This is a genomic window from Bosea vestrisii (assembly GCF_030144325.1).
Taxonomy (GTDB): Bacteria; Pseudomonadota; Alphaproteobacteria; order Rhizobiales; family Beijerinckiaceae; genus Allobosea; species Allobosea vestrisii_A.
This window is the reverse complement of sequence record NZ_CP126307.1, coordinates 2755384-2777189: the sequence shown is the minus strand read 5'-3', so window position 1 is coordinate 2777189 and position 21806 is coordinate 2755384. Positions and strand designations below refer to the sequence as shown.

Genomic DNA, 21806 nt, shown 5'->3' with positions numbered 1-21806 from the left:
CCGCGACGGTTCAATTGGCGAGGCTGACCTCCCAGAGCCGCGGCTTCCCGGCAACCCAGGGCGCGAAGCCGCTCAGCCGCTTGGAGACGGCAGACGTGTCGACCTGATTGTAGAGAAAGATCAGCGGCGCATCGGCCAGCATCAGCTTGTGCAGCTCGTCGAACAGCTTCTGGCGTTCACCTTCGTCGGCGGTGATGGTCGCCTTCTCGATCAATTCGTCGGCGCGCCGGCTGTCCCAGGCCTTTGAGGGGTAGGTGTCCTTGGGGCCGCTGAACTGGTTGTAACTCTGGGCCGGATCGATGCGGGCGGAATAGCTGAAGGACATCATCTGGTAGTTGCCCTTGCTGTAGCGGTCGAGCTGCGTCGCCCATTCCAGCACTTCGATCTCGCTGTTGATGCCGGCCGCCTGCAGCATGGCCTGTGCCATGATCGCGACCGGGAAGCTCGGCACGGTCGCGCGCTTGTTGGCGATCAGCTTGATCACCTGGCCCTTGTAGCCGGCCTCCGCGAGCAGCGTCTTCACGCGCGCCGGGTCGTGGCGGTAGCGCTGGCGCTGGACCTCGCTGTAATAGGGCGAGCTGACATAGACTGCGGAGTTGTTGGTGCTGCCGAGCTCGTTCGAGGCCTGGGCGACGATTTCGTCGAGATCGAGCGCAGCCGCGATCGCCTGGCGCATCCGGACATCGCCGAGCAGCGGATCGCGGCTCTGGAGGAGCAGCGCGTGCTTGGTCGCGCTGGGAGCGCTCAGCACCTGCAGGGTCGGGACCTTCCTCATCTCCGGCATATCGGCATCGGGAATGTCCGCGACATGCAGCGCGCCCGAGATCAGGCCGGCCTTGACGGTCGCGCCGTCGGCGATGGCAAGGAACTTGACCTCCGGCACCAGAGCGCGCTTGCGGCCGACATAGCCGTCGCGCTTGTCACCTGATGGTGAGACATAGCCGTCGAAACGCTTCAGCGAGATGAACTCGCCGCGGCGCCAGTCGTCGAGCATGAAGGGGCCGGTGCCGATCGGCCTGTCGAACGAGCCGTCGGGTTTCAGCGAGTCCTTGTGGATGACGGCGACCATGGCGCAGTCGGTCCGGGCCATGGTGTCGAGGAAGAGTGCGCTCGGCTTCTCCAGCGTCATCACGAAGGTCGCGGGGTCGGGCGCCGCGACGCTTGTCACCTTCATGCCGATGCGGCCGTCGAATTCGCTGCGGCAGCGCCAGTCGGTCTTGGGCTCCATATAGCGGGTCCAGTTCCATAGCACGTCGGCCGAGGTCAACTCGGCGCCGTTGTGGAACTTGACGCCCTTGCGCAGCGCGAAGGTGTAGGTCAGCCCGTCAGGCGAGACGGAGATTTTCTCCGCCAGCAGCGGCGCGACCGCGCCGTTCTCACGATAGCCGACCAGGCCCTCGACCATGTGCAGGACGACGGCGTCGGTGTTGTCGTCGCGGTTGACGCCCGGATTGGTCGAGCGAATGTCGGCATTGAGCGCGACATTGATCGTCTGCGCCGTGGCGGGGCTCGCGAGAGCGAGCAGAGCGAAGGCGGCGGCGAGCTGGCGTTTCATTGTCGGTCCCCTCGTTGTCCGTCTTCCGGATCCTGGCGGGTCAGGCTGCCTTGGACGCGCCGGTGCGGCGCTTGGCGAGCACGTCGGCGAGGAAATCTTCCACCCGCGGGACGGCTTTCAGACCGTCATGCGGCATGTTCGGCACCAGGTCGAAACGCACCGTGATGCCGTGCTCCTCGAAGTTCCGGCACAAGGTACCCAGCCGTTCCGGGCGGTTCGTGCCGGCATGGTTGGCATCCGGCATCCAGCTGGCGTTGCCGGGTTGGTGGGTGATCTCCCAGGTCTCGAGATCGGCCGCGCCGACGATCATCTGGACCGGAACCTGGCGCATCGCCTCGATATCGGGAGCGGTGCCGAAGAGCTCGGCCATGTTGCGGGTACCGACCCACCAGTCACGCGTCGGATCGAGCAGCGTCACCGAGCCCGGCGCGCCGATCGAGGCGGCCCAAAGCTTCTTCGGCTGCAGCATCAGGAAACGATGGGTGAAATGGCCGCCGCCGGAATAGCCGAACAAGGCGAAGCGGTCGAAGCGCAAGCCATAGGCCTGGGCGACTTCCTCGACCATCGACAGGAGGATGTGGTCGTAGCGGACCTCACCCTCGCGCATGTATTTGAAGCCGTTGCGGTTGCCGTCGCCCATCACGCCGATGGGGAAGAGCGGGGCGAGGATGATGCAGTTGTTCCAGCGGCCGAAGGCCTCGAAGGCGTCGCGATAGCCGGTGAAGCCGCGGCCGGTGCCGTGCATGGCGACGACAAGCTCGGGCGCCTGGCCGCCCTTGCCGAGGCTTTTCGGCACATAGAGGCAATAGCTGAAGCGCGGATCGGCCTTGCAGGCGGTGACCGGCGTCGGGCCGAGATCATAAAGCGCGCGGGCGATCGCTGCCGCATCGTCCTGCTTGGCGGGCTTTCCGACGGGAGCGGTCATGCGGCGTTTCCTGATTGGTTATAAGATTGGCGCCAATTTTGTTGCATGATATGGTTGATGCCGCAAGCCGGATTCGACAAGGGCAGTGCCGGCTGTGCGCGATGCTGGCGAACCAGTTCACAAGCATCGTTGAAATGCTCTAGAGACCCGTCATGGCTACCCGCCCCAAGACCCAGCGCGCCAAGGGCGAACTCGCCAACGAGATCGCCCGGGCGATCCATGTCCGCGCCTATCGGCCGGGCGAATGGCTGCGGCAGATCGATCTTGAGGAGGCCTTCCAGGCGACGCGCTTCGATGTCCGCGCCGCGCTCGACGAGCTTTCCGTGCGCAAGACAATCGAGCATGTGCCCAATCGCGGTTATCGGGTCACCGAGATCGACCTCGATACCTATCGCGCAATCCGCGACACCCGCATCATCCTCGAGAGCGCCGCTTCCCGCCTCGTGATCGGCAGGATGGACGACGAGACGATCGCCAGGCTTGATGTGCTCGCCCATGAGTTCAGCGAAGCGGTTCGGAGTGGGACGCGTCCGCAGCAGAGCGAGATCAACCGTGCCTTCCATAGCCTGATCTACGCCCATTGCGGCAATCCGGTGCTGGCGGAGACGATCTGGAGCCTGCGCGATCGTTCGCGCGGCTCGGCGGTGACGGTCTGGGCCTCGCATCAGGCCCTGCTCGCCAGTGACGCCGACCATCACGCCATGGTCGCAGCGATCCGGGTCGGGGACGGCGAGCGCCTGGCCGAGCTCACCGCCCATCACATCATCAAGGACCTCATCGAGGTCAACGGCGCGGCCTAGAACTCGCCTCGAAACTCTACTCCAGCGGCCATCTAGCGGCATTTTCTGCGCTTCCGGTGCTCACGGACCAATGTCCGCTGCGCTCCGGTTCTCGAAAACACCCCCATCTGGCGCGCCGGAGCGAGTTTCGAGACGAGTTCCTAATCGGCGACGGTGACTTCCCAGAGCCGGGGCTTCGATAAGATCGAGGACTTGTAGCCCTTGATCCGCTTGCCGTAGGCGCCGGCGTCGATGCCGTTATAGAGCATCACCATCGGCACTTCGGCGATGAAGCGCTGATGCAGTTCGTCGAACAGCTTCTGGCGCTCGGCCTTGTCCGAGACGACCATCGACTTGTCGAGCAGGGCCTGCGCCTCGGGATTGTCCCAGACCTTGCGCGGTTGGGTCGCCTTCGGGCCGGTCACCGATTCGAAGGAGAGCGCCGGATCGAGCCTTGCCGAATAGGGGAAGGCCTGGATCTGGTAATTGCCCTTGGAATAGCGGTCGAGCTGCGTCGCCCATTCGAGCACCTCGATCTGGACGTTGATGCCGGCCGCCTGCAGCATCTGCTGCGAGACCACGGCGGCATCGAAGCTCTGCGGGTAGCGCTTGTTCGCCAGCATCACCAAGGGCTCGCCCTTGTAGCCGGCTTCCTGGAGCAGCTTCTTGGCGGCGGCGAGGTCGTATTTATAGCCCTTGGCCTGGACAGCGTCGTAATAGGACGACAGCGACGGCACGATCGAATTGTTGCGCTTGCCGAGCCCGTCGGTGACCTGGGCGACCAGTTCCTCGGTGTCGAGCGCTGCGGCGATCGCCTGGCGCAGCTTGACGTTGCCGAGCAGGGGATCGCGGGTCTGCAGGAGGATGCCGACCAGGCCCATATTGGTCGTGATCGAGAGCTCGACGCGCGGGTCCTTCTTGAGCTCCTTGACCTCGGCATTGGCGACGTCGGGGACGATGTCGATGTCGCCACGCAGCAAGGCCGCCTTGGCGGTCGCGCCGTCGGGGATGACCATGAAGCGGACTTCGTCGACGAGCGGGCGCTTGCCGCCGGTATAGCCGTCCGGTGCGCCCGGCAGGCTGGCATAGGCCTCGTTGCGGCTGAGGCGGATGTATTCGCCGCGCTTCCATTCGGTCAGCTTGTAGGGGCCGGTGCCGACCGGCTTGTCGAAGGAACCGTCGGCCTTGACCGAATCCTTGTGCAGGATCGCGGTCATCGCGCAGTCGGTGCGGGCGATGTTGGCGAGGAAGAGCGAGCTCGGCTTGTCGAGCCTGAAGACGACGGTCGTCGGATCGGGCGCCGTGACTTCCTCGACCTTGGCGCGGCCGCGGCCGTCGAACTCCGACAGACAGCGCCAGTCGGTCTTTGGATCGATGTAGCGGTTCCAGCTCCAGACCACGTCGGCCGAGGTGAGTTCGGCGCCGTTATGGAACTTGATGCCCTTGCGCAGGGTGAAGGTGTAGCTCAGCCCGTCGGGCGAGACCGCGACCTTCTCGGCCAGCAGCGGCTTGACCTCGGAGTCCTCGCCATAGGCGACGAGGCCCTCGACGATGTGCAGGACGACCGAGTCGGTGTTGTCGTCGCGGTTGACGCCCGGATTGATGCTGCGGATGTCGGCGTTGAGGTGCACCCGTAGCGTCGCGGCTGCGGCCGGCACTATGGCTGCGGTCGCAAGGCCCAGTCCGGCAAGGGCGAGGGAAAGGCGGCGTCGGTTATGCATCGGCGGGTTCCCCTTGTCTTATGGTTTTGGCTTGAACGCTGTCGGTGCCGCCTTATTCGGCGGCTTGCGCCAGCGTCATCGGTTCGTCGGTGAGGCTGTAGCGGGTGAAGGTGCGGTTGAGGGCCGGCAGCGGCGCGACCTCCATCGTGCCCTTGGCCGGCTGCATGATCACCATCGAGACGGTCGCCGAGAGATTGCCGGTGTCGTTCAGGCGCGGCGGGCGGCAGACCGAATGCGGGGTGAGGAAATCGTCGAAGAAGGCCTGCTTCAGGTCGTCGACAGTGAGCTTGCGCCCGGCCTCGTTCAGCAGTTTCCGGACGCGCCAGTCGCGATAGAAGCTCTCCGGTACGCGCGGGGTGCCGGTATCGGTGATCTTGGTCAGCGCGACCTGCCCGACCCAATGATTGGCGTGCACGATCAGCCCATCTTCCGGATAGAGCGGGAAGGCGGCGTCGGGCGCGCACTCGAAGTCGATGCCGAAGCCGGCGACGGTCGAGAGCATCATATTATTCGAGCAGGCCTTGGGCGTCGTCGCGACCGCCTTGATGGCGTAGGCGAAATGCTCCTGCTCCAGCACCTTGCGGCGGATCAAGGCGAGCGGCACGCCGGCTTGCGTGAAATCGCGTTCGCTTTCGAGATAGTTGGCGGTGATCGAGATGCCGGCGGCATTCATGCCGCAGCGGGCAAGGCCGCCGGCCTCGACGAAGGTCAGGAAGTCTGGGCCGTCATCGCGGCGCACGCGCAGCACGATCGCCGTCTCGGCGCATTCGGCCTTCCAGTCCCAGTTCTGGCCGTGGATCAGTTCGCCCGAGGCGCTGCGCTCGGGCAGGATGATCGCGCCGGTGCAGCCATCGTCGAGCTCTTCCTCCGCCCCAACCGGCTTGCTCTTCTCCAGCTTCGCCTTGGCGATCACCTCGGTCCGGGCATTGATCATGATGACGTCTTCGAGGGCGACGCCGGCGCCGTCGGCGATGCCGCGCATCTCCTCGACATAGTGCGCGCCGAAGGCTTCGATCTCGCGGGCGAATTCGCCGATCAGGCGCGACTTGGCGGCCGTGTCATAGCCGAGATCGCCGAGCTGTCCGCCATAAAGCTCGATCGAGCGCTTGACGCGTTCGGGGACCGCCGCACCATGCTGGCGGCCGCGCTCATAGGGCGTGCCGGAGACATCGACGAAGGGAAAGGGCTCGACCATGGCCGGATCTCCGCGGGTTCGCGCTGGTGCTGTGTCTGACTATGATGTATTTCATTTCGAACTAAGACAATCAAGAGCCTTTCGATGACGACGCCGACACGATTGCAGCAGGAGATCGCCGAGCGGATACTCCGCATGGTCCGCGAGGACGGGCTCGAAGCGGGCGCCTGGCTCAACGAGAACAGCGCGGCGCGCCGCCTCAACGTCTCGCGCACGCCGGTGCGGGCTGCGATCGATCATCTGGCACGGCAGGGGCTGGTGCGCCGGCATCCGAACAAGGGCGTCGAGCTGCTCAGCACGCCCGAGGCGTCCAGCGATGGCGCTGCGACGGCCGACGCGACCGAGTTCGTCATGGTCAAGGTCGCGCAGGATCGCCATGGCGGGCGTCTGCCCGACGAGATCTCCGAGCTCGAATTGATGCGGCGCTATGATCTCGGCCGGCCGGAGGTGCAGCGCCTGATGGCGCGGCTCGCCGATCTCGACATGGTCGAGCGCAAGCGCGGCTATGGCTGGCGCTTCCTGCACGAGGCGCGCGATCAGTCGGCGCATGACGAGCGCTACCGCTTCCGCCTGCTGATCGAGCCGATGGTCTTCCTCGAGCCCGGCTTTTCGTTGGAACAGGGCTGGATCGACGAGATGCGAGCCCGGCACGAATTGACCCTGTCCCAGCCCTGGAAGGAAAGCTCGGCGATCGGCTTCTACGAGATGAACGCCGACTTCCACGAAGGACTGGCGGCGGCTTCAGGCAACCGTTTCATGCATTCGGCGGTGCGCCGGCAGAACCAGATGCGCCGGCTCTCCAATTACGATTGGACCTATGGCTATGAGCGCGTCGTGGTGAACAGCCGCGAGCATCTGCAAATGCTGGCGACGCTGGAGGCCGGCGACCTTCAGCTCGCCAGCGCGCTAATGCGCAGCCATCTCCAGCGCGCCATGCAATTGCGCCGTCCCGATGGGCTTGACTAAGACCACCTAGCACTCTTGCTATTGTCTTTTAGATTTAAGAAAGACATCATACGGTGATCGATAGCGAGGACCCGCCGATGACCGCGCACGCATTTGCCGCCGAAAGCCGCCGCGACAACGCTCCCGACGCGTTCTGGATGCCGTTCACGCCGATGCGGGCTTTCCGCCAGGCGCCGCTGCTGTTCGAGCGGGCCGAAGGCATGCATTACATCACCTCGGACGGACGACGCGTGCTCGACGGCATGGCCGGGCTCTGGTGCGTCAATGCCGGACACGGCCAGGCCAAGATCACCGAGGCGATCCGCGAAGCCGCTGGCCGGCTCGACTTCGTCTCCTCCTTCAAGATGAGCCACCCCGACGCGCAGGCCTATGCTGCCAGGCTCTGCGACTTCGCGCCGGAAGGCATCGACCATGTCTTCTTCGTCAATTCCGGCTCGGAGGCGGTCGATACCGCGCTGAAGATCGCGCGCGCCTATCACCAGGCTCGCGGCCAGGCCGGGCGCACCAAGCTGATCGGCCGGGCCAAGGGGTATCACGGCATGGGCTGGGGCGGGCTTTCGGTTTCCGGTATCGGCCGGCACAAGGCCGCCTTCGGGCCGCTCTTGCCCGATGTCGCGCATCTGCCCCTGCCTTATGACCGCGGCAGCATGGCCTTCTCGCGCGGCCGGCCGGAGGGTGGGCTCGCCGCGGCGGAGGCACTGGAGACCCTGCTGCAGATCCACGATCCCGCGACCGTGGCCGCTGTCATCGTCGAGCCCGTGACCGGCTCGGGCGGGGTCTATCCGCCGCCCAAGGGCTACCTCGAACGCCTGCGCGCGATCTGCGACAGGCACGGCATCCTGCTGATCTTCGACGAGGTCATCACCGGCTTCGGCCGGCTGGGCGCGCCGTTCGCGGCGCAGGCCTATGGCGTCAGGCCCGATCTGATGAGCTGCGCCAAGGGCATGACCAATGGCGCGGTGCCGATGGGCGGCGTGCTCGTCGCCGGCCACGTCTATGACGCCTTCATGGCCGGCCCGCCCGAGGCGATCGAGCTCTTCCACGGCTACACCTATTCGGCCCATCCGCTCGCCTGCGCCGCTGGTCTCGCGACGCTCGACGTCTTCGCCGAGCAGGACATCCTTGGGCAGCTCGGCAAGGTGCTGCCGCTCTGGGAGGAGCGGGCGCACCGGCTGAAGGGCTCAGCCCATGTCGTCGATATCCGCACCGCCGGCCTGCTCTGTGCGATCGACCTTGCGCCGCGACCGGGCGCGGATGGCGCGAGGGGCGGGGAGGCCAACACGCTTTGCCTCGATGCCGGCGTGCTGATCCGCAATGCCGGCGACACGCTGGTGCTGTCGCCGCCACTGGTGATCGCGCCCGCCGAGATCGAGACGATCTTCGCCGCGATCGAGCAGGCGCTGGGGCGGATCGACTAGGCGGGCCTCAGGCCCACTCGCCCTTGCGGAAGACCGCAACGCGGCTGCCGTCGGGCTCGACGCCGTCGATGTCGACCTCGCCGGAACCGATCATCCAGTCGATATGGATCAGGCTGCGATTGCCGCCCTGCGCCGCGATCTGCTCCGGCGTCAGCTTGGTGCCGTCGATGAAGCACTTCGAATAGCATTGGCCGAGCGCGATGTGGCAGGAGGCGTTTTCGTCGAAGAGCGTGTTGTAGAACAGGATGCCGCTCTGCGAGATCGGCGAGGAGTGCGGCACCAGCGCGACCTCGCCCAGACGGCGCGAGCCCTCGTCGGTGTCGAGCACCTTGTTCAGCACCTCTTCGCCACGGCTCGCCTTGGCCTCGACGATCGCCCCGGCCTCGAAGCGCACCTGGATATTGTCGATCAGCGTGCCCTGATAGGAGAGCGGCTTGGTCGAGGAGACGTGGCCGTCGACACGGCGGGCATGCGGGGTCGTGAAGACCTCCTCGGTCGGGATGTTGGCGTTGCAGGTGATGCCGTTCTTCGCGGTCGAGGCACCGCCCTGCCAGTCATGCCCGTCGGCGAGGCCGATGGTGAGATCGGTCCCCGGGCCGGTGAAATGCAGCGCGGAAAAGCGCTGGCCGTTCAGCCATTTCGTGCGCTGCGCCAGCGCCGCGTTGTGCTGCGCCCAGGCGGCGATCGGATCGTCGCGGTCGACGCGCGATGCCGCGAAGATCGCCTCGGCCAGCCGGGCGACCGCGACCTCCTCGGCATCATCGGGGAAAACCTGCTGGGCCCAGGCCGCGCCGGGATAGGAGACGATGTTCCAGTTGATGTCGAAATTGGCGATCTTCTCCAGCGCCGGCTGGTAGGCGATCGAATTCGCCTTGTTGGCGCGTGCGACCTTGGCCGGGTCCTGCTCGGCGAGCAGCATCGGATTGTCCCCGACGATGGCGAGGCGCGCGGTGTTGGCGGCGAAGGCCTTGCCGACGCCCTCATAGAGCCAGGACGGGGCGCGGTCGAAGCTGTCATCCTGGCCGAAGCGATAGCGCGCCAGCGTCACTGCCTCGTCCGAGAGAATCGGCGTGACCAGCCCGGCGCCGGCCTTGTAGGCGTGCTCGGCGATGCGCCGGACCAATGGCAGCGCCGCGACGGGGGCGGTCAGGAAGAGATCCTGGCCCGGCTGGAGATTGAGGCCGATCCGGATGGCGACCTCGGCCAGCCTGTCGAGCTTGGCGGCATCGATGCCGGAGACGTGCTTGTTCATGAGGGCCTCGTCGGATTTTGTTTTCGAGGCCGCATTGCTGGCGGAAATCCGGCGCGGGTCAACCACTCCGATGCGGGCGGTGCATTCGCTCAGCGCCGGGCGGGCCGGGTACGCCGGGCCCTGGAGCGGTCGCCGCGCCAGTCGGCGACCGACATGGTCGGCAGGTCGAAATAGTCGCGTGTCGTGGCATAGCCATGCCCGCCCATGCGGCCGATCGCATCGAGCGCGACCGGGTCGACATAGTGCTTCACCTTATCGACCGTATCGGCGCGGAAATGGGCATAGACGACCTCGCCCAGGATGATTTCGCGCGAATTGCCGATGCCGAGCGTGGTGTGGTGGCGGCATTCGAAAGCGGCCGGCGCCTGGCCGATCCAGGGACAAGGCACCTTGACGCCGGGCATGGCGGTCAGGCCGGCCTCGGCGAGTTCGTCGGTGCCGGGCTCGAACGGCACAGCGCAGGCGTTCATGCCGTCGAGTAGTGCGTCGGAGACGATGTTGACGGTGAAAGCGAGGCTCTCGCGGACATTGCGGCCGGTGTCCTTCTGCCCGCCGGTCTGGCGGTATTCGACGCCGAGCGCCAGGATCGCCGGGTCGGCCGAGAGGCAGTTGAAGAACGAGAACGGCGCGGCGTTGACGACGCCATTGGCGTCGATCGTCGTCACCAGGGCGATCGGGCGCGGCACCACAGCGCCGATCAGCAGCTTGTAGCGCTCGCGCGGGGTCAACGCAGCGAAGTCGAAGGTGACGATCTCGGCGGCGGCCGGCCGGTCCTGCGTCAGCGTCTGGGTCACGATGGGGTCAATCCTTCGCTCAAGGCATAGGGGGCGAGCACGTCGCGGATGTCGCGCTCGGCGCGCGGGGCCAGCAAAGCGCGTGTGACGACGGACTGGAGATGATGGTCCATCAGCGCGGCGGCGCGGGCGGCGTCACCAGCGCGCAGCGCCTCGATCAATTGGCGATGCTCGGAGACGGCGCATTCGGAAGAATGTGGCCGGCCGTAGATGGCGAGGATCAGCGAGCAGCGCGACGACGCTTCCTGGACATAGCGCAGAAGCAGCGCATTCCCGGTCATCTCGGCGAGCCGGATGTGGAACTCGCCGGAAAGACGGATCGATTCAGGCCCGTCCTGCCCATGCGCCTTCTCCTCGAGCCGGACATGGGCTTCGAGCTCGGCCGCCTGCGCTGCGGTCAGCCGCCCTGCCAAATTCTCGGCGACGAGCCGCTCCAGTCCGCGGCGGACATCGAAGACGTCGCGCGCCTCCTCGAGCGTCGGATAGGCGACATTGGCGCCGCGATTGGGCTTGAGCTCGACCAAGCCCTCGACGGCGAGCCGCCCGAAGGCCTCGCGTACCAAGGTGCGGCTGACGCCGAGCTGCTCGCCGATCGAATCCTCTGGGAGCTTCATGCCGGGCTTCAGTGCCTGCTCGATGATGGCACGCCGCAACGCCTTGTAGACCGCCTGCGCGCGCGGCACTGCCCCGCGTGTCCCGGTCTCCTTGCCATTGGTCATCGGCTTGTTCGCTATGGGTGGTCGGGCAGGGCGCGGCATCGATCGAGTTTCCGCTTGTCTTCAATAATCGCATACAATACGATCCTTCTGTCGTATGCAAGTATGCTCAATGATCGCACACAAGATGACGCGAAAAGCGCCACGATGATCACAGAGGTGGCAACTGAACGGCATTCCCCGGTGCGCAAGGCGGGCCGGCGGCAAGCAACAAAAGGGGAGAGTTCGATGAAGAAGGCCTGGTTGCTGGCGGCCGTCGCCGCGTTCGCATTGAATGGCGCAGTCGAAGCCAAGACGCTGAAATGGGGTTCGGCGCGTGAGATCGCCTCGCTCGATCCCTACTCGTATGGCGACACCTTCACGCTCTCGGTGCTGAATCACGTCTATGAGGGGCTGGTGCGTTATACCGGCGACCTCAAGATCGAACCGGCGCTGGCCGAGAGCTGGGAGACGGTCTCGCCGACGGTCTGGCGCTTCAAGCTGCGCCAGGGCGTCAAGTTTCATAACGGCAACCCGTTCACCGCCGACGACGTCATCACCTCGCTCGAGCGGGTGACACATGCGGACTCGCCGCTGAAGGGCAATCTGCCGGCCTACAAATCCTCGAAGAAGATCGACGACCTGACCGTCGAGATCGAGGTCAACGGACCCTATCCGCTGCTGCTCAACGATCTCACCAACATCTTCATCTTCGACAAGGAATGGCTGGTCGCGAACAATTCACTGCTCCCCACCGATTCCGGCAAGGGGGTGAAGGGCTACGCGACCGACAACGCCAACGGCACCGGCCCGTTCAAGGTCGAGAGCCGCCGCGCCGATTCCAAGACGGTCTATGCCAAGAACCCGAACTGGTGGGACAAGCCGCAGCACAACATCGACGTGATCGAGTTCCTGCCGATCGCCTCGGCCTCGACCCGCGTCGCGGCGATGCTCTCAGGCGAGATCGACTTCACCAATGTCGCGCCCCTGCAGGACCTGCCGCGCCTCACGGCCTCGACCGAGGTCAAGGTGCTGCAGACCAACGAGTTGCGCTCGGTCTTCTTCGCCTTCAACCTGACCGACAAGCTGGTCGAGAGCGACGTCAAGGACAAGAACCCGCTGAGGGATGTCCGGGTCCGCGAGGCGCTCTACCGCGCCATCGACATCGACGCGGTGCAGAAGCGGGCGATGCGCGGCCTCTCGCGCAACACCGGCGCGCTCGTCGCCCCGGCTATCCCCGGTTACGAACCGTCGCAGGACGAGCGCCTGCCCTTCGACCTCAACGGCGCCAAGAAGCTGCTCGCCGATGCCGGCTATCCGAACGGCTTCTCCTTCACGATGAACTGCCAGAGCGACTCCCTCGTCAACGAGGAGGAGTTCTGCCAGGCGGTGGCGGCGATGTGGTCCCGGGCGGGCCTGAAGCCGAACCTCAGCCTGGCGCCGCGCAGTCAGCAGACGCCGAAGCGGGTCAAGGGCGATTTCGACGTGATCTCCTTCGGCTGGGCCAACGAGCCGATGATCGACGCCTATTCGCTGCTGGTGCAGGTGCTGCGCTCGAAGAGCGGCACGGGCGGCGTATTCAACTGGGGCAATTGGGGCGATCCGCGCATCGACGCGCTGGTCGACAAGGCCGGCGTCGAGCTCGATACGCCAAAGCGCATCGAGATGATGAAGGAGGCGCTGAAGATCGCCAAGGCCGAGCATCTCTTCATCCCGCTGCACCAGCAGCCGATGGCCTGGGCGATGCGCAACACCATCGCCTCGACGGTCCAGGCCTCGGACAACAAGCCGAGGCTGTGGCTGACCATGATGAAGTGATCTCCCTGTCATTCCGGGGCGTGCCGCAGGCGCGAACCCGGAACCCACGACCGGGCGAGTGGCCGCGATTGCCGCTCTGACTCACGTCACCCAGTCGTGGGTTCCGGGTTCTTCGCTGCGCGAAGTCCCGGAATGACAGACTGGGTTCGCGCAGCTCAAGGGAGTCGAACGACGATGCCGGCCTTCCTCTTCAAGCGCTTCATCAATGCTGCCGGCGTCATGCTGGCGGTGGCTTTCCTCGCCTTCCTGACCTTCCGCTTCGTCGGCGATCCCGTCGAGTTGATGCTGAACGAGCAGGCGAGCCAGGCGCAGCGGGATGAACTGCGCGTCCGACTCGGGCTCGACAAGGGCTTTGTCCTGCAGTTCGCGACCTTCGTCGGCAATGCCGTGCGCGGTGATTTCGGCATCTCCTATCGCAACCAGCAGGAGGTGTTCACGCTGATCGCCGAGCGTTTCCCTGCGACTTTCGAGCTGGTGCTGGTCGCGACCTTCCTGTCATTGGCGGTCGGGATTCCGCTGGGGGTCTACACCGCGATCAAGCGCGACAGCCTGCTCGCCAAGGCCCTCCAATTCATCTCCGTGCTCGGCGTCTCGCTGCCGAGTTTCGCACTCGGCATCCTGTTCATCCTGGTCTTCTCGGTGAACCTGCAATGGCTGCCGGCCTTCGGCCGCGGCGAGGTCGTGCAGCTCGGCTGGTGGAGCACCGGGTTCCTGACCGCGTCTGGTCGCAAGGCGTTGATCCTGCCGGGCATCACGCTCTCGCTGTTCCAGATCACGCTGGTGATGCGGCTGGTGCGCGCCGAGATGCTGGAGACGATGCGGACCGACTTCATCCGCTTCGCCCGCGCCAGGGGCTTGCCTTCACGCGCCGTGCATTTCCGCCACGCGCTGCGCAACTGCCTGATGCCGGTGATCACGGTGACCGGCCTGCAGATCGGCAATCTGATCGCCTTCGCACTGGTGACCGAGACGGTGTTCCAGTGGCCGGGCATGGGCATGCTCTTCGTCCAGGCCGTCACCTTCGTCGATATCCCGGTGATGGCGGCTTACCTGATCGTCGTCTCCTTCATCTTCGTCTCGCTCAACACGCTGGTCGACCTGACCTATGCCTGGGTCGACCCGCGCTTACGCGACGATGCGCTTTCGGGAGGCGCCAATGCCCGCTGAAGCCGCCGCCAAGCCCGGGCGCCTGCGCCGCTTCCTCGACAGCGACGTCGGCTGGAGCTTCCGGCGCACGCCGGCGGCCTGGCTCTCGGCGCTGGTGCTAGCGATCCTGATCCTGACGGCCTTGTTCTGCCCGCTGATCGCACCGCAGAACCCGCACGACCTCGCGCAGATATTCATCGACAAGGCCGAGATCCCGCCGATCTGGTCGCAGGACGGTGAGTGGCCCTTCCTGCTCGGCACCGATCCGCAAGGGCGCGACGTCTTCTCCGCCATCCTCTACGGCACGCGGGTGTCGCTGATCATCGGCTTTTCGGCAGTGCTGGTCTCGATGGTGATCGGCGTCTCGCTCGGGCTGGTCTCCGGCTTCTATGGCGGGCGGATCGACAACCTCTTGATGCGGCTCGGCGACACCGTGCTGTCTATCCCGACGCTGCTGATGGCGATCCTGGTCTCGGCGATCTTCCGCGAGTTGCTGCCGCCGGCGCTGCGCGATCCCTTTGCCGCGGCGGTGCTCGTCGTCTCGATCGCGCTGACCAACTGGGTACAGTACGCCCGCACGGTTCGTGCCTCGACCATGGTCGAGCGGCGCAAGGAGTATGTGCTGGCGGCGCGCATCATCAAGGTTCCCGCCAGCCGGATCATGCGCCGACATATCCTGCCGAACACGCTGACGCCGGTGATGGTCGCGGCCACGCTCAATCTCGGCCTCGCCATCCTGTCGGAAGCGACCCTGTCCTTCCTCGGCGTCGGCATGCCGATCACCCAGCCCTCGCTCGGCACGCTGATCCGGATCGGCAACCAGTATTTGTTCTCCGGCTCCTGGTGGCTCGTCGTCTTCCCCTCGCTGCAGCTCGGCCTGATCGTCCTCTCGGTCAACCTGCTCGGCGACTGGCTGCGCGATGCGCTGAATCCGAAGCTGCGCTGACGACAAGAAACCAAGAGGATACGCCTGCGATGACCGCCTCCCTGCTGCTCCGCAATGTCCGCCCCTATGCCGGCAAGGCCGTCGATCTCCTGATCGAGAACGGCACGATCACGCAGGTCGGCGCGAATCTTGCCGCGCCGGCCGACATCGCGGTCGAGGACGGCAAGGGCGAGATCGTCATCCCCGGTTTGGTCGAGGCCCATACCCATCTCGACAAGAGCCTGCTCGGCCTACCCTGGTACACCAACGAGGTCGGCCCCAGGCTGCTCGACAAGATCGACAACGAGCGGATGAACAAGAGGCGGCTCGACATCGATCCCGCGCGCCAGTCCGCCCGCCAGAGCATCCTCTCCTCGCTCAAGGGCACGACCCATATCCGCAGCCATGTCGATGTCGACACCGAGCACGGGATGTGGGGCGTCGAGGGCGTGATGAAGACGCGCGATGCCTATCGCGACATCGTCGACATCGAACTCGTCGCCTTCCCGCAATCGGGCCTGCTGCGCCGGCCGGGCACGCTCGAATTGATGGACCAGGCGATGCAGGCCGGCTGCGAGATCGTCGGCGGGCTCGACCCCTGCACGATCGACCGCGATCCGAAGGGCCATCTCGACGCCGTCTTCGGGCTCTGCCAGCGCTATGGCAAGCCGCTCGACATCCACCTGCACGAGCCGGGCGAGGTCGGCGCCTTTTCGCTCGACATGATCATCGAGCGCACCCGCGCGCTCGGGATGACCGGCAAGGTCACGGTCAGCCACGCCTTCTGCCTCGGCACGCCCGACCCGGCCTTGATCGATCCCTTGATCGATCAACTCGCCGAGCTCGACATCGCGATCATGACGACCGCGCCGGCGAGCCGCCCGGCCCCGCCGGTGAAGAAGCTGCTGCAGGCCGGCGTGCGCGTCTGCTCGGGCTCCGACGGCATCCGTGACACCTGGAGCCCCTATGGCAATGGCGACATGCTGGAGCGGGCGATGTTCGTCGGGCTGCGCAACAACTTCCGCCGCGATGATGAGGTCAGGCTGGCGCTCGACGTCTGCACCACGCAAGGCGCCAGGGTGATGGAGATCGCAGGTTACGGGCTCGATGTCGGCTGTGTCGCCGACCTCGTCGTGCTGCCGACCGAGTCGATCGCCGAAGCCGTCGCGACCCGCCCGGCGCAGCGCCGCGTGATCAAGCGCGGCAAGATCGTCGCCCGCGACGGCGTCTCGATCAGGACCATGCCGTGACACTGCGAGCCGCCAAGCGACCTGAGGGTCGCATCCTCCTGACCGCCCGCTGGCTCGTCGGCCATAGCGGCGGGCGCCATCGTCTTTATGAGAACGGCGAGATCGTCTTCGAGGATGGAGAGGTCGTCTTCATCGGCCATCGTTTTCCCGGCGAGGTCGCCAGGCGGATCGACTATGGCAACGCGGTGATCGGGCCGGGTTTCGTCGATCTCGACGCGCTCTCCGATCTCGACACCACCATCCTCGCCTATGACAACCAGCCCGCCTGGAAGAAGGGCCGGGTCTGGCCGCGCAGCTATCTCGAAGCCGGCCCCTACGAGATGTATTCGCGCGAGGAGCTGGCCTTCCAGAAGAAGCACGCTTTCGCGACGCTGATCCGCAACGGCATCACCACGGCGCTGCCGATCGCCTCGCTGTTCTACCGGGCCTGGGGCGAGACGGTTCAGGAGTTCAAGGATGCGGCCGAAGCTGCCGCTTCGCTAGGCCTGCGCGCCTATCTCGGCCCCGGCTATCGCACCGGCAACCAGCTGGTCGACGCCGATGGGCGCATCGTCACCCATTACGACGAGCCGCGGGGCCTCGCCGAACTCGACGCCGCGATTGCCTTCTGCCGGGCGCATGAGGGCGCAGCTGGCGGGCTGATCCGCACCATGCTGGCGCCGGACCGGATCGAGACCTCGACTGCCGAGCTGCTGCAGCGCACTGCTGCAGCGGGGCGCGATCTCGACGTTCCCGTGCGGCTGCATTGCTGCCAGTCGAAGGTCGAATACGATCTCGTCCTCGCCCAGCATGGCATGAGTCCGCCGGAATGGCTGGAGAGTCTCGGCTTCCTCAACGAACGCTGCCTGCTCCCGCACGGCACGGTCGTTTCCGGCAGCCGCCTTGTCGAGCGGTCGGGCCGCGATCTCGAAATCATCCGCGATGCCGGCGCGGCGATCGTGCACTGCCCGCTGGTCTCCGGCCGGCATGGCAATGCCATCGACCATTTCGGCCGCTACCGCGCCATGGGCCTGAAGATCGGCATGGGGACCGACACGAGCCCGCCGGACATGATCATGAACCTGCAGGTCGGCATGATCCTGGCGCGGACCATGGCTGGCAACGCGACCGCTGTGCGCAGCGAGGACTATTACGACGCGGCCACCATCGGCGGTGCGGATGCACTCCGCCGGCCCGATCTCGGCCGGCTCCAGCCCGGCGCGCGCGCCGACATCACTGTCTTCGAACTCGACCGGCCCCATAGCGGCCAGGTGATCGACCCGATCCAGACCATGCTCCTCACCGGTCATGGCCGCGATGTCCAGACCGTGATCATCGACGGGCGTTTCGTCATGGAGGACCGCGTCATCCCAGGCATCGACGAGGCCGCCGACAATGCCCGTGCGCAAGAGCAGTTCGAGGGCGTGATGGCGCGCTATCCGCAGCGCACCTTCGGAAACCCGTCGATGAGCGAGATCTTCTCGTCGAGCTACGCGATCGAACGTAAGGGAGACGCTGCGTGAACGCCCAAACAGCGCTGCTCTCGGTCCGCGACCTGCGCATCGTCTTCGACGGGCGGCGCGGCCCGCTGACAGCGCTTGACGGCGTCTCCTTCGAGATCGCGCCGGGCGAAATCCTCGGTGTCGTCGGAGAGTCCGGCGCCGGTAAATCGCTGACCGGGACGGCGGTGATCGGCCTGCTCGATCCGCCGGGGCGTCTGGCCGGCGGCGAGATCAAGCTCTCCGGCCAGCGCATCGACAATCTGCCGGCCGAGGCGATGCGCAAGCTGCGCGGCCGCCGGATCGGCGCGATCTTCCAGGACCCGCTGACCTCGCTGCACCCACTCCTGACCGTCGGCGAGCAATTGATCGAGACGATCACCACGCATCTGCCGGTCGGCAAGGCGGAGGCGCGCAAGCGGGCGCTCGACCTGCTGAAGGAGGTCGGCATACCCGCCGCCGAAACGCGGATCGACCATTACCCGCACCAGTTCTCCGGCGGCATGCGCCAGCGCGTCGTCATCGCGCTCGCGCTTTGCGCCGAGCCGACATTGATCATCGCCGACGAGCCGACGACCGCGCTCGACGTCTCGATCCAGGCGCAGATCACCACCCTGTTGAAGCGGCTCTGCCGCGAGCACGGCACCGCGATCATGCTGGTCACCCACGATATGGGCGTGATCGCCGAAACGGCCGACCGCGTCGCGGTGATGTATGCCGGGCGCATCGTCGAAATCGGCCCGGTCGAGGAGGTGACGCGCCGGCCGCGGCATCCCTACACCGCCGGGCTGATGGCCTCGATCCCGAGCGTGCATCGCCGCAATGCGCAGCTCAACCAGATCGACGGCTCGATGCCGCGGCTGAACGCCATTCCCGCCGGCTGCGCCTTCAACCCGCGCTGCGGCTTCGCCACCGATCTCTGCCGGCAGACCAAGCCCGGCCTGCCGGTATCCGGCCATGCCGCCGCCTGTCATTTCCCGCTGCGGGAGATGGCTCATGACTGAGGCGAACACCATCCTCGAAGTCACATCGGCTTCCTGTCGCTTCGACGTTTCGGCTCCGGCCCTGTCGCGCCTGTTCTCGCACGAGCCGCGGCGCATCCTGCGCGCGGTCGAAAACGTCTCCTTCAGCGTGGCGCGCGGCACCACCTTCAGCATCGTCGGCGAATCCGGCTGCGGGAAGTCGACGCTGGCGCGCATGGTCGTCGGCCTGCAGAGGCCGACGCAGGGCCTGCTCGATTTCAAGGACATCAAGCGCGCCGACGGCACGGTCGGGCCGCCGCGGGTGCAGATGATCTTCCAGGATCCTTATGCCTCGCTCAATCCGCGCTGGCGCGTCGGCGACATCATCGCCGAGCCGATCCGCGAACTGAAGCTGCGCAAGGACGAGAACGAGACGGCCGCCCGCGTGGGCGACCTGCTGGAGATCGTCGGGTTGTCGCGGGCAGATGCGAGCCGTTTCCCGCACGAGTTCTCCGGCGGCCAGCGCCAGCGCATCTCGATCGCGCGGGCGCTGGCGACCGAGGCTGATTTCCTCGTCTGTGACGAGCCAACCTCGGCGCTCGACGTCTCCGTGCAGGCGCAGATCCTCAATCTGATGGTCCGCCTGCAGAAGGAGTTCGGGCTGACCTATCTCTTCATCAGCCACAACCTCTCGGTGGTCCGGCACATGTCCGACCATCTCGCCATCATGTATCTCGGCCGCTTCGTCGAGAGCGGACCGGCGGAAGAGGTCTTCGGCCGGCCGCGCCACCCCTATACGCGGCTGCTTCTCGACACGATCCCCGATGTCGAGAAGCCGAACCGCGAGCGCCGGCCGATGTCGGGCGAGGTGCCGAGCCCGATCGCACCACCGCCGGGCTGCGCCTTTCATCCGCGCTGCGTCCAGGCGGTCGAGCGCTGCCGTGTCGAGGCACCGGCCCTGCGTCGCGAAGGCGCGCTGGAGATCGCCTGTCACTTGGCTTGATGCGAGCTAGCAGGGAACCGCAACCGGCCCTCTCTCCCGGAACGGGGGAGAGATGGAGAGGGAGCCGGCGTGACATAGAACAACGTCGGCGGAATGCCCCCTCCCAACCCTCCCCCGTTCCGGGAGAGGGCTCCCGCGCAACCGGTAAGAACTGGGTTCATGGATTCCGGGCTCGCCCCTGCGCGGCGCCCCGGAAGGACGCAAAGGTTCAGCAGAAGTCGAAATCGACCCCTTCGTCGGCTTGGAGCACGTGCTCGTCATAGAGCCGGTCATAGCCGCGGCGCTTGACTGGGGACGGCTGCGGCAAGGCAGCCCGCCGGGCCTCAAGCTCGGCCGCATCGACCAGCAGGTCGAGCCGGCGCTCGGCGACGCTGAGCCTGATCCGGTCGCCATTACGGACGAGGGCAAGCGGGCCGCCGACCGCCGCCTCCGGCGCGACATGCAGCACGATCGCGCCATAGGCGGTGCCGGACATACGGGCGTCGGAGATGCGGACCATGTCCTTGACGCCTTTGGCCGCGAGCTTGCGCGGGATCGGTAGATAGCCGGCTTCCGGCATGGCGGCGGGGCTCTTCGGGCCGGCATGCTGCAGGACGAGGATGTCGTCCGGGCCGACATCGAGATCAGGATCGTCGATGCGGGCCGAGAGGTCTTCGAGCGAGGAGAACACGACGGCGCGGCCCTCATGCTCGAGCAGGCGCTTCTCGGCCGCAGCGCGCTTGACGATGGCGCCGCGGGGCGCGAGTGAGCCGAACACGGCGACGAGCCCGCCATCGGGATCGACCGGGTCTTCGCGCGAGCGGATGATCGTGCGGTCGAGCTGGTCGAGCAGAGGCTCGTCGATCAATTCGCCCAGCGTCCTGCCGGTGATCGTCAGGCAGTCGAGATGCAGCAGGTCGCGCAGCTCGCGGAGCACGGCCGGCACGCCGCCGCCGGCGAAGAAGTCCTCCATATAGTTGTTGCCGACCGGCTTGAGGTTGACCAGCACCGGCGTCTCGTCGGAGAGCCGGTTGAGGCGATTGAGATCGACCTTGATGCCGGCGCGACGGGCGATCGCGGTGAGATGCACCACCGCATTGGTCGAACCGGAGATCGCCAGCAGCACGCGCCAGGCATTCTCGATCGCCTGCTCGGTGACGATCTGGCGAGGCAGCAAGGTTTGCGTCCCGATCAGTTCGACCGCGCGCTTGCCGCTCGCCTCGGCGCAGCGCAAACGATCGGCATGGACAGCGGGGATCGCGGCCGAGCGCGGCAAAGCGAGCCCCAGCGTCTCGGCGATGCAGGCCATGGTCGAGGCGGTGCCCATCACGGCGCAGGTGCCGGCGGTGGTGGCGAGCCGCCCCTCGACGACGTCGATCTCTTCCCGGTCGATCTCGCCGGCGCGGAAGCGGGCCCAGAAGCGGCGGCAATCGGTGCAGGCGCCCAAGCGCTCGCCCTTGTGGCGGCCGGTCGACATCGGCCCGCCGACGAGCTGGACAGCCGGGACATTGGCCGAGAGCGCCGCCATTAACTGCGCCGGCACGGTCTTGTCGCAGCCGCCCATCAGCACGACGGCGTCGATCGGCTGGGCCCGGATCATCTCCTCCGTGCCCATCGCCATCAGGTTGCGGAACTTCAGGCTGGTCGGGTTGAGGAAGACCTCGCCGAGCGAGATCGTTGGAAACTCCACGGGGAGGCCACCGGCCATCAGCACGCCGCGCTTCACCGCGTCGAGCAATTCGGGGAAGTGGCGGTGGCAGTTATTGAAGCCGCTATAGGTGTTGGCGATGCCGACGATCGGCCGCGCCAGCGCCTCGTCGGAATAGCCCATCGAGCGGGCGAAGGAGCGGCGGAGATAGGCTGCGAACTGCGGGTCGCCATAATTGGTCAGCCCGCCGGCGATGCCGCGCCCCTTTGGCTTGTCGTCCGCCATGCCCGCTTCTCC

At 66.3% G+C, this 21806-nt stretch carries 18 protein-coding genes; 10 read left to right on the top strand and 8 right to left on the bottom strand.

All coding sequences use genetic code 11. The annotated features are described in order from the left end of the window. Positions 1–10: 10 nt before the first annotated feature. Together QO058_RS13740 and QO058_RS13735 are read right to left on the bottom strand one after the other, a co-directional pair. Positions 11–1555 carry an ABC transporter substrate-binding protein gene (locus tag QO058_RS13740; protein WP_284172575.1) on the bottom strand — a complete coding sequence of 515 codons (1545 nt, stop codon included), beginning with the start codon at positions 1553–1555 and terminating at the stop codon, positions 11–13. Positions 1556–1595: 40 nt separating this feature from the next. Continuing rightward, complete coding sequence (locus QO058_RS13735) at positions 1596–2480, bottom strand: alpha/beta hydrolase family protein (RefSeq protein ID WP_284172574.1); 885 nt, start codon at positions 2478–2480, stop codon at positions 1596–1598. A 152-nt stretch (positions 2481–2632) separates the two neighbouring features. On the opposite strand from QO058_RS13735, the gene QO058_RS13730 reads away from it, so the two are divergent. Further along, complete coding sequence (locus tag QO058_RS13730) at positions 2633–3280, top strand: GntR family transcriptional regulator (protein WP_284172572.1); 648 nt, start codon at positions 2633–2635, stop codon at positions 3278–3280. A gap of 140 nt (positions 3281–3420) precedes the next feature. On the opposite strand, the gene QO058_RS13725 is transcribed toward QO058_RS13730, so the two are convergent. Together QO058_RS13725 and QO058_RS13720 are read right to left on the bottom strand one after the other, a co-directional pair. Further along, positions 3421–4980 (bottom strand): ABC transporter substrate-binding protein, encoded by a 1560-nt coding sequence (locus QO058_RS13725; RefSeq protein ID WP_284172571.1) that lies wholly within the window; start codon positions 4978–4980, stop codon positions 3421–3423. A gap of 52 nt (positions 4981–5032) precedes the next feature. Then, on the bottom strand, positions 5033–6175 hold the full coding sequence (locus QO058_RS13720; RefSeq protein WP_284172570.1) for a C45 family autoproteolytic acyltransferase/hydolase: 1143 nt from the start codon (positions 6173–6175) through the stop codon (positions 5033–5035). Positions 6176–6259: 84 nt separating this feature from the next. Between QO058_RS13720 and QO058_RS13715 the strand changes: the two genes are divergently transcribed. Together QO058_RS13715 and aptA are read left to right on the top strand one after the other, a co-directional pair. Further along, a complete protein-coding gene (locus tag QO058_RS13715) occupies positions 6260–7141 on the top strand; it encodes a GntR family transcriptional regulator (RefSeq protein ID WP_284172569.1) in 882 nt (293 codons plus the stop codon). A 77-nt stretch (positions 7142–7218) separates the two neighbouring features. Further along, on the top strand, positions 7219–8559 hold the full coding sequence (gene aptA / locus QO058_RS13710) for an omega-aminotransferase AptA (RefSeq protein WP_284172568.1): 1341 nt from the start codon (positions 7219–7221) through the stop codon (positions 8557–8559). A 7-nt stretch (positions 8560–8566) separates the two neighbouring features. On the opposite strand, the gene QO058_RS13705 is transcribed toward aptA, so the two are convergent. From QO058_RS13705 to QO058_RS13695, 3 genes are all read right to left on the bottom strand, one after another. Next, complete coding sequence (locus QO058_RS13705) at positions 8567–9811, bottom strand: aminopeptidase (RefSeq protein WP_284172567.1); 1245 nt, start codon at positions 9809–9811, stop codon at positions 8567–8569. An 89-nt stretch (positions 9812–9900) separates the two neighbouring features. Then, positions 9901–10605 (bottom strand): flavin reductase family protein, encoded by a 705-nt coding sequence (locus QO058_RS13700; protein ID WP_284172566.1) that lies wholly within the window; start codon positions 10603–10605, stop codon positions 9901–9903. Then, the gene (locus QO058_RS13695) at positions 10602–11363 is read right to left on the bottom strand and encodes a GntR family transcriptional regulator (protein WP_432212047.1); all 762 of its coding nucleotides are present in this window, start codon (positions 11361–11363) and stop codon (positions 10602–10604) included. The genes QO058_RS13700 and QO058_RS13695 overlap by 4 nt, the downstream gene beginning before the upstream one ends. A 186-nt stretch (positions 11364–11549) precedes the next feature. On the opposite strand from QO058_RS13695, the gene QO058_RS13690 reads away from it, so the two are divergent. From QO058_RS13690 to QO058_RS13660, 7 genes are all read left to right on the top strand, one after another. Beyond that, positions 11550–13118, top strand: a complete 1569-nt coding sequence (locus QO058_RS13690; protein WP_284172565.1) for an ABC transporter substrate-binding protein — start codon at positions 11550–11552, stop codon at positions 13116–13118. A 174-nt stretch (positions 13119–13292) separates the two neighbouring features. Beyond that, positions 13293–14285 carry an ABC transporter permease gene (locus tag QO058_RS13685; RefSeq protein WP_284172564.1) on the top strand — a complete coding sequence of 331 codons (993 nt, stop codon included), beginning with the start codon at positions 13293–13295 and terminating at the stop codon, positions 14283–14285. After that, a complete protein-coding gene (locus tag QO058_RS13680) occupies positions 14275–15210 on the top strand; it encodes an ABC transporter permease (protein WP_284172563.1) in 936 nt (311 codons plus the stop codon). The genes QO058_RS13685 and QO058_RS13680 overlap by 11 nt, the downstream gene beginning before the upstream one ends. Before the next feature lie 29 nt (positions 15211–15239). Next, positions 15240–16439: an amidohydrolase family protein gene (locus tag QO058_RS13675; RefSeq protein WP_284172562.1), complete on the top strand. Its 1200-nt coding sequence runs from the start codon at positions 15240–15242 to the stop codon at positions 16437–16439. After that, complete coding sequence (locus QO058_RS13670; protein WP_284172561.1) at positions 16436–17941, top strand: amidohydrolase family protein; 1506 nt, start codon at positions 16436–16438, stop codon at positions 17939–17941. The genes QO058_RS13675 and QO058_RS13670 overlap by 4 nt, the downstream gene beginning before the upstream one ends. Further along, entirely contained in the window at positions 17938–18921 is a 984-nt protein-coding gene (locus QO058_RS13665; RefSeq protein ID WP_284172560.1) for an ABC transporter ATP-binding protein, read from the top strand. The genes QO058_RS13670 and QO058_RS13665 overlap by 4 nt, the downstream gene beginning before the upstream one ends. Then, positions 18914–19882, top strand: coding sequence for an ABC transporter ATP-binding protein (locus tag QO058_RS13660; RefSeq protein WP_284172559.1), 969 nt, complete (start codon positions 18914–18916; stop codon positions 19880–19882). Before QO058_RS13665 ends, QO058_RS13660 begins: the two co-directional genes overlap by 8 nt. Positions 19883–20090: 208 nt before the next feature. On the opposite strand, the gene QO058_RS13655 is transcribed toward QO058_RS13660, so the two are convergent. Next, positions 20091–21794, bottom strand: coding sequence for an IlvD/Edd family dehydratase (locus QO058_RS13655; protein ID WP_284172558.1), 1704 nt, complete (start codon positions 21792–21794; stop codon positions 20091–20093). Positions 21795–21806: the final 12 nt, after the last annotated feature.